Below are 11,943 nucleotides of genomic sequence, written 5' to 3' on the forward strand. Positions count from 1 at the left end.
CCCCTCAAAGCGCACTGCGGCGAACGGTCAGGTCGGAACGCTCAAAAACCTGCGGCAGCAACTCCGTCCCAAGCCCGGGGCCTTCCATCGGCAGGACGCAACCGTCCTCGATTACGGGGAGGTTCGTGACGAGCTCCTTATACCAACCGGTGTAGAATGCGCGGACCGACTCCTGGATCATGGTATTTGGCTGAGAAAACGAGGAATGAACCGCGGCGACGTAGGCAACGGGACCCGTGCAATCATGCGGCGCGTAGGGGCGGTGATAAGTATCCGCAAGAGAGGCGATCTTGCGACCTTCTGTCAGGCCCCCCGTCCACACCAGGTCGGTCATCACGATACCGATCGCCCCGGCTTCCAGCATATCCTTGTAGGGGAACCGAGAGCCGAGCGTCTCGGATGCGCAGATGGGCACGCTTGTCGACGCGGCGAGTTCCTTTAGAGCCGATACGGAGTTCATCCGGATCGGATCCTCATACCATGTCGGGTCGAAAGCCTCGAGTTCGCGCGCGATCTTTTTGATCGTCGGCAGGTTCCACAGGCTATGGAACTCCACCATGATCCGCATCTGGTCGCCAACTCGCGTGCGGATCTGTTCGAACGGCCTGATGGCAGCGCGCAACTGCTCGGCCGTGATGTAACGGCCATCATTTTCGATCGCAGGAGGATCGAACGGCCATATTTTCATGGCGGAAATGCCTTGCTCCAGCAGCGTCTCGGCAAGCGCGCCCGCATCCGTCATGAATCCTCTGAGATCTTCATAAGGACCTTCGGCGTCGTCGCGGAAATTCCAGGTATCCACCGGCTTGATCTTGTTCGAACGAACATAGCCGTAGCCGGCACAAGTGTTGTAGACCGGGATGCGGTCATGGCAGAGGCCGCCTAGCATCTGATACACCGGCTGGTCGCAAACCTTCCCGAAGATGTCCCACAGGGCCAGATCGATGGCGGAGGCTGCGCGGTATTCCGCGCCGGTCGAGGCCTGCGCCATTGGCAGGTTCACGAGCTCCCGGGCATGGGCCTCGATACGAAGCGGATCTCTGCCCAGCAGGCGACTGGCGAGAACATCGTGGATATGGGCCTCGACCGCGCCGGCGCCGTAGAAGGTCTCTCCGATGCCAATCAATCCTGCGTCTGTATGCACGCGCGCCCAGAGCACGTTTGCGAACTCCTGCGTTCGCAAAGTTTCGATAGACGTAATCTTCATTCGATCCTCCGCACGTCCCGCTTACGGTCCGCATCCCCATTGGCCAGCGAGCCTGCAGGCCAGCTTAGGAGTCCGACAATAATGTCGCTTGTGAAATTTCACAACATGTTTTATATGACGGGAACGCTGACTTTGTTGACCGCGACGGGAGGAGACCGGAGATGGCACGCAAGCAGACTAGGCCCGAGCTGGTAACAAACGAGGCAAAGCCGAAGCGAACGAACAGAATCAATTTCTTCGAGCTCGCCTATGAGCGGATCGAGGAGAGGCTGATCAATTGCGAGCTGAAGCCGGGGCGGCAGCTAACACTGCAAGAGTTGCAGGACGCGACGGGACTGGGCCGTACGCCGGTCCACAATGCCGTCAGCAGACTTGCCGCCGATACGCTTCTCGTGGTTCTACCGCGCCATGGCCTGAGGGTCGCACCGATAGACTTGGCGCGCGAGCGTCTGCTCTTGCAGCTGCGCCGCGACATGGAGCGTTTCGTCGTCCGGCTGGCGATCGAGCGTGCCAGCCTTTCCCATCGCAATCAGATGTTGCATATCGAGCGAGCGCTGAGAGAGCGACGCGATAAGATCACGCTTGCCGAATTCAACCTGATGGATCGACGCATCGACCAGCTTCTGCTTTCGGCGGCAAACGAGCCCTTTCTAGAGCACACCTTGCGGCCCCTGCACACGATCTATCGCCGCATCGGCTTCATACATCACACCATTTCGCGCGAGAAAACCGATCTCTCGAAAACCGTCAATTGTCACCTTTCCGTGCTGAACGCCGTGGCGAACCGTCATATCGAGACGGCCCTCGCGGCAACGGAAGAGCTGATCGGCTTCGTTGATTCCATGTTCGACGAAATGGAGACCGGCATTGACCCGCGACTGCTGGATTGCAGTATCGAGCCGATCTTCAAGGTCTGATCATTCCGACTCCGATCGCGGAAGACCGAGGTTGGGAGATGACCAAGCTTGTCTACACGTCTGGAAATTCGACACTGTTTCGGGGAATGCGGTGCTCAGGAGGCGCCGTTGTAAAGCTCAGGGAGGAGCGAGAATGAGAAGAACGGTCAATAGACTGATGGCCGCAGCAATCGCAGTTGGATTGGCGCCGTGGTGGGCGGCTCCTGCTTTCGCAAAGGACAAGATCACGTTCGCCGCGGCCGTGTTTGCGGAAGCGGGGCGCGGCGACCGCGTGAAGGCCTGGATCGAAAGCTACAATCAAAGCCAGACCGGAGTTGAGGTCGAGCCGATCGCGATTCCGTTCTCCAGCCTCGCCAACACGGTCTTCACGCAGATGGGCGGTGGAGGTGGTCCCGATCTCATCCGCCTCGATCAGACCGACTTTTTCGCGGCTATACCTTCAGGTCGGCTTTTGCCACTCGGCGACGTGATCAACGACAAGGATTACCCGTTTCTCGGGCCGGACCGCTTCATGAAAGTGAAGGATGTCCGTTACGGATTGTTGTTCGACACCACCGGTTACGCCTTGCTCTACAACAAGGATATTCTTCCCCAGCCGCCGAAGGATTTCGAGAGTTTCTTGGCAGCCGCAAGAGAGAAGACGCGGGACGGCACATTCGGCTATGCCTACCGGGCCACGATGGCTGAGCGCGCTGGCTTCTGGCAGGACCTTTGCAATTATGTCTTCGGTTTCGGCGGACGCTGGAGCGACAAGGATGGCAATCTGACGCTCAACAGCCCAGACGTGATCAAGGGCGTCGCTGCCTATAAGAAGGTCTATGATGCCGGCGTGACACCGAAGGGTGCCGATGCCGCCACATACCGGCGGATGTTTTGGGAAGGCAAGATCGCCATGAACGTCGACAATGGCGGCGTGGCGGCCATCTTCAACCGCAATGCGCCTCAGCTGCCTTTCGCCGCTGCGCCGTCTCCCTTTCCGGACAAGGCCCAGGGCCTGATCATGACAGCGCTGGTCGTGAACGCCAATACGAAACACAAGGATGCGGCGGGCGCTTTCATCAAATGGGCCTATGCGCCAGAAAACCAGAAAACTCTTCAGGCCGCCATGGGGACGAGCGTCGGAACCAGACTGGACATGTCCCCCGAAGAGCAGGCCAAGCAACCTTGGCTGAGGGTCTACGAAGAGCAGATGCAGAATGCTCTGCCGCAACTCGTCATGGGGCACGAGGACAAGACGCCGGAAATCCAGCAGATCGTCTTGGAACAGGTCCTGAAGGTGCTTCTGGAGAATGCCGATCCGAAAGACGCCATGGATCGTGCGCAGTCACTGGTCGAGCGTCGCGTTCTGCGCTGAGAATCTCCGGGGAGGCTCCGTCATGGGCCTCCCCGGCCACCATCCCGATCGAGGTCATTCATGAAACGCGCCCAACTCGCCAGAGAGAGGCTCGACGGCCATCCGTGGACGCCTTACCTGTTTGCCGCGCCCGTCGGCATCTATCTTCTGCTGTTCCAGTTCTATCCGCTGATCCAGCAGTTCTATATGAGCTTTACCGCCACCGACCTGTTGACGCCGACAGTGAATCCGTTCGTCGGCATGGAGAACTACAGCTTCCTTATCGAAGATGGCGAGTTGTGGAAGGTCTTGTCCGTTACCGCGATTTACACGGTCGCCTGCGTCGTCTTCGCCATCGGTGTGGGGCTTGGTTCCGCGCTTCTGCTTGACTCCCCGTTCATAGGACGAAGCTTGGCGCGCGCGCTGATTACCATTCCATGGGCTGCGCCTTCGGTCGCTGTGGCACTCATCTTTACCTGGATCTTCAATTCGCAGTACGGGATTTTCAACAGGGCTCTGACAGAGCTCGGTCTGCAGCTGGGTGGAGAAAACTGGCTGGACAATGCGAGCCTGGCCCTGCCCGCAATCCTCCTCACCACCGTCTGGCAGATCTTCCCCTTCTCGTCGGTCGTCATCCTTGCGGCGCTTCAAGGCGTGCCCCAGGAATTGAAGGAAGCCGCTGTCATCGACGGGGCCGATCGCCTCAACATCTTCAAGACGGCGACTTGGCCGACCATTCAGCCCACAGTGCTGATGCTCACCCTGTTCGTCACGATCTGGTCGCTGCGCCGCTTCGATCTCATCTGGCTCATGACCCAAGGCGGACCCATCGGCGCGACCAACACGATGGTCATAGAGCTCTACAGGCAGGGATTCGTTTATCGCGATCTCGGCACGGCCGCCTCGATCGGCATGATCGGCCTGTCCATCGCTCTCCTTGTGACCGTCATCTACTTCAAAGTCACGCAGATGACTGAACAGGCGCAGGGTAAACGCTGATGCGCACGTCGAGACAACTAGAACATATGCGCGTCCTGGCCGTCTTGTTGATGCTGGGCTTTGCGGCCTTTCCGATCTACTGGATGTTCGTCACCTCGATGACGCCGTCCTCGGAACTGTTCGCGTCCTCGCCTCGCCTGCTACCCGCCTGGTCGCAACTCAGCATCTATGCGGAGATCTTCAACACGATCCCGGTCGCGACTTGGTTGAAAAACAGCTTCCTCGTGGCCGCCGGAACGACGGTGCTGAGTATTCTGCTCGCCGTTTTCCCGGCCTATGCCCTCTCGCGCTTCCGCTTTGCGGGTCTGGCCGTGCTCGGTTTTGCTCTGTTCGCGACGCAGATGCTGCCCGAAGCGATGCTGGTCGTGCCGCTCTATTCGATCTTCGGGGATCTTAACCTGCTTAACACGATCCCAGGGCTGGTGCTTGCCAATACGGCTTTCGTGGTTCCGGTGATCACTTGGATCATCAAGGGCGCGATCGACAGCATCCCGTTCGAAATCGAGGAAGCGGCGCGGGTCGATGGATGTTCCCGGCTGGACATCGTTCTGGGCATCGTCATCCCGCTGGTCGCGCCGACGCTCGCGGCTGCCGCCGTGATTTCCTTCTTCCACGGCTGGAACGAATATGTCTTCGCCCAGACGCTGGTCAGCAGCGAGAATCTCCGCACAGCCTCCGTTGGTTTGGCGAGCTTCGTCGGCGAGCTCTCTACCCCCATTCATTCCGTCATGGCGGTCGGCGTCATCTATACCCTTCCCGCTATCATCTTTTACCTCTTCGCCCAACGTTACGTGGTCGCTGGAATGACCGCGGGCAGCGTCAAAGGCTGATTGGAACCTGTCATGTCTGCTATCGAGATCAACAATGTTTCCAAAAAATTCGGCGCGAAGGAAGTCATTCGCGACATCAACGTCTCCATCGACGAGGGTGATTTTCTCGTGCTGCTCGGTCCATCCGGCTGCGGAAAGTCAACCCTGTTGCGGATGCTTGCCGGATTGGAAAGCATTTCCAGCGGCGAGATTGTGATCGGAGGCAAGCGGGTCGATCAGCTGCCGCCCGGTGACAGGGATATCGCGTTCGTTTTCCAGTCCTACGCGCTTTATCCCCACCTCTCGGTGCGCAGGAACATGGCCTTTCCGCTCCTGATGCAGGAATTTCGCCTGTGGTATCACCTGCCGATCATCGGTGCGATGGCGAAGCGAAGAATCGAGAACTCGCCCCGCGTCGTCGAAAAGATCGCGAAGATGTCCAAAATACTCGGGCTGACCGACATGCTCGACCGCTTCCCGCGCACGCTTTCCGGCGGCCAACGCCAGCGCGTGGCGCTTGGCCGCGCCATGGTGCGCGAGCCGGAGGTGTTTCTAATGGACGAACCCTTATCCAACCTTGACGCGAAACTGCGCACGTCCATGCGCTCAGAGATCTCCAGGCTTCACAAGGAGATCGGCGGCACTTTCGTCTATGTCACGCATGATCAGGTCGAGGCGATGACGATGGGAACAAAGATCGCCCTGATGCGCGATGGCATCATCCAGCAGTTTGGTACAGCCCGCGACATCTATACCGACCCGGCCAACACATATGTCGCGCGCTTCATAGGCACGCCACCAATGAACCTCATAATGGCAAAATGGGACGGTGCGCGTATGATGGTAGGCTCTTTAGCAATAGCAGCTAACCTGTCTCCAACGCTGGCCGCATCCGATGTCCTGCTTGGTGTACGGCCAAATGCCATAACACTTGCGACTGATCTCAGTAATGACTCTCTGAATGGCGAGGTCGTCATGGTCGAGCACGTAGGTGCGGATTCCATTATCGCAGTGCGTCTTAAGGACGGCCGCACTGCGCATAATGATGACGGTGATCTCGACGCGGTGATGGTCACAGTCCCCGGATACTGCATGCTTTCAATGGGACAAGCGGTCTCAATCACCATCGATCCCCACCAGATGATCCTGTTTTCAGCAGCGACGGGAGAGAGAATTCGCCGCCTGACGTAGGGCGCGGTTGGATATGGTGCTCTGATCCCTAAAAACTGGACTGTTCATAACTGGAGTTATCCGCGTTATTTTCCGGCTGGGGAAAAGGAGCGGAAGCATGAAGGCATCGAAGTTTTCGGACGCCCAGAAGGCGTTCATTTTGAAGCAGGTAGACGACGGCGTGCCCGTGGCGGAGATTGTAAGCGTCCGGTCAGGCTCTTTCCGACGGGATTTCTAGGTTCCACGGCAGGAGTTCATCGATCCGGTTTATGGGATGATCGGCGATGCGGGTCAGGACATCCCGGAGATAGGCCTCCGGATCGAGACCGTTGAGCTTTGCGGTCTCGATCAGCGACAGGATCGCAGCCGCGCGTTCGCCGCCTTTGTCCGACCCGGCAAACAGCCAGTTCTTGCGGCCGAGCGCAATCGGCCGGATAGCCCGTTCGGCGGCATTGTTATCGGGCATGTTGCCATCGGCGTCCCACGAACGCTCGGCAGATTCTATCCTGTCATGTTAGAATTGTCGTGTCGGGACGGGGGCGTCGGAGTGCGAAGAAGCGGGCAGGCCGAATTGACTTTGAGCTGCGAGCTCGCGTTGTTATCTGGCTGCCCCTGCGACTATCCCGTCTGCGCTGCGAGCGCGTATCCGTAGATGTCGCACAGCCCGCGCACTCCCCCATCAACAACATGGAGGATTTGGAATGCGGTCGATCGGAATGGATGTGCATCGAAGTTTTGCGCAGGTCGCGGTTCTTGACCGGGGCAAGGTCACCGAAGAATTCCGGGTGGAACTGGATTATGACGCTGTGGTGGCCTTTGGGCAGAAGCTCCGAAAGGATGACGAAGTCATACTGGAAGCGACCGGGAACACCTCGGCCATCGTAAGATTGCTGACGCCGTTCGTGGCCAAGGTCGTGATCGCGAACCCGCTTCAGGTGAAGGCCATCGCCCACGCGCGCGTGAAGACCGACAAAGTCGACGCGCGGATTCTGGCGCAGCTTCATGCCGCCGGCTTCTTGCCAGAGGTCTGGGCGGCGGATGATGATACCCTGAACCTGCGTCGTCTCGTGTCGGAGCGCGCCGCACTCGTGCGATCAGTGCGACGAGTGAAGAGCCGGGTTCAGGCCGTTCTCCACGCCAATCTCGTCCCGAAATACTCGGGACATCTGTTCGGAAAAGGCGGCAGAGACTGGCTCTCGACGGCCCCGTTGCCCAAAGCAGAGCTCGACCTCCTCGCCCGCCATCTCGATGAACTGGACTGGCTGAAGGGCAAGCTGGAGAAGCTGGATGGTTCCATGGCTCGAATTGCGCTTGACGACAGTCGCACGCGCAAGCTGATGACGATCGCCGGAATAAATTCTGTGGTCGCCACGGCGGTGATAGCCGCCATTGGCGATATCTCTCGGTTCCCGACGCCCGACCGGCTTGCGAGCTACTTCGGCTTGACCCCGCGAGTACGCCAGTCCGGCGATCGCGGCGCAATCCATGGCCGCATCTCGAAACAGGGAAATGCGACTGCTAGAACGATGCTGATTGAAGCTGCCTGGTCGGCCGCGTCGGTTCCGGGGCCGCTGCGTGCCTTCTTTCTCCGGATCAAGGACCGCAAAGGCCTCAATGTCGCGGCGGTCGCAACCGCGCGCAAGATCGCAAATCTGATCTGGCAGTTGCTGACCAAGGAGGCTCCCTACAGATGGGCTCGGCCCGCCTTTGTTGCCATGAAGATGCGCAAGCTTGAACTGCGTGCCGGCGCTGCCAAAGCACATGGGCCGGCTGGGCCTGCCCGCGATTATTGGATCAAGGAAATACGCCATCGAGAGATGGAGCTCGTTGCACAGGCGGAGGCAGCCTACGCGGCCATGGTCGAAGCCTGGAGAGATAGGCCACCAAAACCACAAAAGGGCTGAGAAAGGGGCTGTTCAACAACATCCGTGTCGATCTCGATACTGCCGTCATCGAGGAAACGCCAAAGCGATTTCCAACGAGACAGTGCATATCGGATCGCTTCAGCCGTTCCGGACTTTTGCGGCAGGCGCTTGAGATTGTCGTCCAACCATGACCGCAGGGCTTCGACCCTGGGAGTGCTGCTCTGTTGCCGCGCAGCTTTGCGCACGTCTGGCGGCTCCCCTCGAACGGCCTTCTCGATATCGTAGAGTTCGCCGATCCGCCGCAGCGCTTCCTCGGCGATAGGCGCTTTGCCCGACGTCGTCAGATCGAAGAACTTGCGTCTTGCATGCGCCCAGCAGGCGGCTTCGAGAATGGCCGGTGGGCCGCCTGGCTCGTTCGGTTCATAGAGATCACGAAAGCCCGCATAGCCGTCGGCATGCAGCACGCCGGAGAAGGTGGCCAGGTGCTGCCTGGGATGCAGTCCCTTGCGATCCGGACTGAAGAAGGTGCAGACGGCCGGTGGTGTCGTGTCACCATGGGGACGACCGTCGCGAACATAGGTCCAAAACCTGCCTGTCCGGGTCTTCCCCTTGCCTGGTTCCAGCACCGGGACGGGCGTGTCGTCACCATGAAGGCGATGGCCTGCGAACACACGGTCCCGAAGCTTCGCCAGCACCGGCTCAAGCAATTTGCTGGCCTTACCGATCCAGTCGGCCATGGTCGAGCGGGACAGATCGACGCCTTCCCGCGCATAAATCTCGGATTGGCGATAAAGAGGCAGGTGATCGCAATATTTGGCGATCAGCACATGGGCGACCAGACCCGGTCCCGGCTTGCCGCGTTCGATGGGCAACGACGGCATCTCGGCCTTAATCTGCGTATCGCAGCCCTTGCAGGTGAAGCGGGGCTGAACATGGCGCACGACACAGAACGAGGCCGGGACATAGTGGAGAACCTCGCTGACGCTTTCGCCTGCACGGATGAAGACGGAGCCGCCACAGACCGGGCATGCGCAAGTTGCCTGGTGCGTCACGTCATGGCGTGGCAGATGATCGGGCAATGGCCGGCGGCTCGGCTTGGCCTTTGCCGGGTCGGCAGTCGACGACGATGCCAGGACCCCAGAGACTGCCATGGCTTCTGCCTCAGCCGCCTCGATATCTTCCAGCGCCAGTTCGAGTTGTTCGTAAGCGCGGTCCATCTTCTCGGAGGAGGAGCCGAACCGTGCCCGTCTGAGGACCGCAAGCTGCGCCTTCAATTTGTCGATCAGCGTGTCGCGGGATTGAAGCTTCCGAGCCTGTTTAGCCAGCTGATCAGCCTGCGCGGCGATAATGGCTCGTGTCATTGCCGGATCAATACTCCCCAGAAGTGCCGTTTGAATCTTCCCCAGTTTGCGCCGCCGGTCTTCCGGGGCGCGCCCCGGAAGACCGGCGGCGCGTCGTCATCAATAGTCCTTCCGATATCCGGAAGGAGGGAATTGGTGATCAAGCTGAGGGAGACGATGATGATCCTGGATTTGCATCGACAAGGTCTGTCGGTGTCGGCGATCGCCAGGCAGACTGGCATCGACCGCAAGACGGTGCGCAAATATATCGAGCGTGGAATGGAGGCTCCCGCTTATGGTCCGAGAAAGCCGAGATCGACAGTGATCGATCCGTTCGCCAGCTATCTCCGCGAGCGCGTGAAGGCCTATCCGGGCCTTACAGGCAGTCGACTGCTTCGCGAGATCAGGGAACGCGGCTACACCGGCGGCTATACCGCCGTGACGGATTTCCTCCGGGATGTGCGGCCGCCGGCGACAGCGGGGTTCGAGGTCCGCTTCGAGACGCCACCCGGCGAGCAGGCGCAGGTCGATTTCGCCCAGTTCCATGTCGTCTTCACCGACGAGCCTATGACGCCGAGGATCGTCTGGCTGTTCTCGATGGTGCTCGGCCATAGCCGGCTCATCTGGGCGCGCTTCGTCATGCACCAGAACCTACCCACAGTGCTGCGTTGCCACGTGGCGGCTTTCGAGGCGATCGGCGGCGTGCCAAGGGAGATACTCTACGACCGGATGAAGACCGCGGTCATCGGCGAAGGCCAGACGGAGGGCATCGTCTATAATCGCGCCCTCCTCGATCTCGCCCGCCATTACGGCTTTCACCCCAGAGCGTGCCAGCCCTATTGTGCCAAGACCAAAGGTAAGGTCGAGCGGCCGTTCCGCTATATTCGGGAGGACTTTTTCCTGGCGCGGACCTTCTGCAACCTCGACGACCTCAATGCCCAGCTGCGGCATTGGCTGGATACCGTCGCCAATCCGAGAGTGCATGCCACGACACTGCGCGTGGTCAACGAGGCCTTCGCCGAAGAGCGACAGCATCTGCGGCCGCTGCCACTGGCTCCTTTCCGTGCGGTGCTGAAGCTGGAGCGCCGTATCTCGCGCGAGGGCATGGTGAGCGTCGGCGGCAATGCCTACAGCGTCCCGGATGCGACGAGGAGCAGGCTGGTCGAGGTTCACTCGCTTGCCAATGAGATACGCATCTTTGAGAGCGGGACCCTGATCGCGGTCCATCCTATCCTGGAGGGCCGCAAGCAACGGCGCGTGCAGCCAGACCACCGACGGAACATCGTCGCGCAGCGCTCCTGGCCAAAGGCGGGCGAAGCCGGCGTTACACTCCAGCCCATCGGTGACAAAGTCCCACAGCGATCCCTGGCTTTCTACGAGGCCGTCGGCAAGGCGCTGGCCCGGGAGAACCGCCCATGAGCGCCGCCCTCGATGCCATGCCGTCGATGATCGATCGCATTCGTCACGATCTTGTCGGACTGAAGATGCCGCGCGCGCTCGAGGCGCTGGACCATGTCGTGCGACGTCTCGAGCACGGAGAGCTGTCGGCCCTGGAAGCGATCGATATCCTGCTGTCGGAGGAACTGACGCTGCGCGAGAACAGCCGTACCAAGACGGCGCTGAGGATGGGCAGGCTGGCCACCATCAAGACCCTGGCCGGCTTCGACTTCACCTTCCAGCCGTCGCTCGACAGGGATCGCATCTTCACGCTTGCTCAGCTCGGCTTCATCGAGCGCAACGAGGCCGTCCACTTCCTCGGACCGCCGGGAACAGGCAAGAGCCACCTTGCAACTGCACTCGGCGTCGAGGCCGTCAAGGCTGGGAAGAGTGTCTACTTCTGCACGCTCGCTGACATGATCACATCGCTCGCACGAGCGGAGCGTGAAGGCCGGTTGCAGGAGCGCATCCGCTTCTTCTGCCGCCCCAGTCTGCTGATCGTCGATGAGATCGGTTATCTGCCCGTCGTCACCGGCGGCGGCAATCTGTTCTTCCAGCTCGTCAATGCCCGCTACGAGCGCGGGGCTATGATCCTGACCTCAAACCGTGGCTTTGCGGAATGGGGCGATGGCTTAGGCGATCCCGTCGTCGCAACGGCGTTGCTCGATCGGCTCCTGCATCATGCGGTCGTCGTTCAAATCGAGGGCTCAAGCTATCGGCTACGCCAGCACGCCGAGCTCATGCCCGAGCATGTGCGCTCCAAAGCCCTCATCACGCCGCCGGCCTTCGCACCGCCGCCAAGGCGCGCGGTCGACCGCCGAAAAATGGTCACCTCGTCCCGTCGTCCACCCCGGCATAAATGGGGA

Annotated in this window: 9 protein-coding genes and 2 pseudogenes; 8 read left to right on the forward strand and 3 right to left on the reverse strand. The window is 60.0% G+C overall.

The features are described from left to right. Positions 1-4: 4 nt before the first annotated feature. On the reverse strand, positions 5-1,207 hold the full coding sequence (locus BJF92_RS06560) for a mandelate racemase/muconate lactonizing enzyme family protein (protein ID WP_075633987.1): 1,203 nt from the start codon (positions 1,205-1,207) through the stop codon (positions 5-7). Between the two features lie 161 nt (positions 1,208-1,368). On the opposite strand from BJF92_RS06560, the gene BJF92_RS06565 reads away from it, so the two are divergent. From BJF92_RS06565 to BJF92_RS06585, 5 genes are all read left to right on the forward strand, one after another. Next, the gene (locus tag BJF92_RS06565) at positions 1,369-2,124 is read left to right on the forward strand and encodes a GntR family transcriptional regulator (RefSeq protein ID WP_075633988.1); all 756 of its coding nucleotides are present in this window, start codon (positions 1,369-1,371) and stop codon (positions 2,122-2,124) included. Positions 2,125-2,257: 133 nt separating this feature from the next. After that, the gene (locus BJF92_RS06570) at positions 2,258-3,478 is read left to right on the forward strand and encodes an ABC transporter substrate-binding protein (RefSeq protein ID WP_075633989.1); all 1,221 of its coding nucleotides are present in this window, start codon (positions 2,258-2,260) and stop codon (positions 3,476-3,478) included. 60 nt (positions 3,479-3,538) lie between these two features. Beyond that, positions 3,539-4,456: a carbohydrate ABC transporter permease gene (locus BJF92_RS06575; RefSeq protein ID WP_075633990.1), complete on the forward strand. Its 918-nt coding sequence runs from the start codon at positions 3,539-3,541 to the stop codon at positions 4,454-4,456. Then, complete coding sequence (locus BJF92_RS06580; protein WP_075633991.1) at positions 4,456-5,286, forward strand: carbohydrate ABC transporter permease; 831 nt, start codon at positions 4,456-4,458, stop codon at positions 5,284-5,286. The genes BJF92_RS06575 and BJF92_RS06580 overlap by 1 nt, the downstream gene beginning before the upstream one ends. 12 nt (positions 5,287-5,298) lie before the next feature. After that, positions 5,299-6,456 carry an ABC transporter ATP-binding protein gene (locus tag BJF92_RS06585; protein WP_075633992.1) on the forward strand — a complete coding sequence of 386 codons (1,158 nt, stop codon included), beginning with the start codon at positions 5,299-5,301 and terminating at the stop codon, positions 6,454-6,456. 190 nt (positions 6,457-6,646) lie between these two features. On the opposite strand, the pseudogene BJF92_RS06590 reads toward BJF92_RS06585, so the two are convergent. Then, positions 6,647-6,895, reverse strand: a pseudogene (locus BJF92_RS06590) (transposase domain-containing protein); the annotation flags it as partial. Positions 6,896-7,151: 256 nt separating this feature from the next. On the opposite strand from BJF92_RS06590, the gene BJF92_RS06595 reads away from it, so the two are divergent. Continuing rightward, positions 7,152-8,339, forward strand: a complete 1,188-nt coding sequence (locus BJF92_RS06595; protein WP_078057899.1) for an IS110-like element ISAtu7 family transposase — start codon at positions 7,152-7,154, stop codon at positions 8,337-8,339. Here BJF92_RS06595 and tnpC read toward each other — a convergent pair. After that, positions 8,282-9,661 (reverse strand): IS66 family transposase, encoded by a 1,380-nt coding sequence (gene tnpC, locus BJF92_RS06600; RefSeq protein WP_245294677.1) that lies wholly within the window; start codon positions 9,659-9,661, stop codon positions 8,282-8,284. The two genes, BJF92_RS06595 and tnpC, sit on opposite strands and share 58 nt — an antisense overlap. A gap of 135 nt (positions 9,662-9,796) precedes the next feature. Here tnpC and istA point away from each other — a divergent pair, with 135 nt between their 5' ends. Further along, a complete protein-coding gene (istA, locus tag BJF92_RS06605) occupies positions 9,797-11,059 on the forward strand; it encodes an IS21 family transposase (RefSeq protein WP_075634082.1) in 1,263 nt (420 codons plus the stop codon). Next, positions 11,056-11,936, forward strand: a pseudogene (istB, locus tag BJF92_RS06610) (IS21-like element helper ATPase IstB). Before istA ends, istB begins: the two are co-directional and overlap by 4 nt. Positions 11,937-11,943 lie beyond the last annotated feature (7 nt).

Source organism: Xaviernesmea rhizosphaerae, assembly GCF_001938945.1.
In the GTDB taxonomy this organism is placed as follows: Bacteria; Pseudomonadota; Alphaproteobacteria; order Rhizobiales; family Rhizobiaceae; genus Xaviernesmea; species Xaviernesmea rhizosphaerae.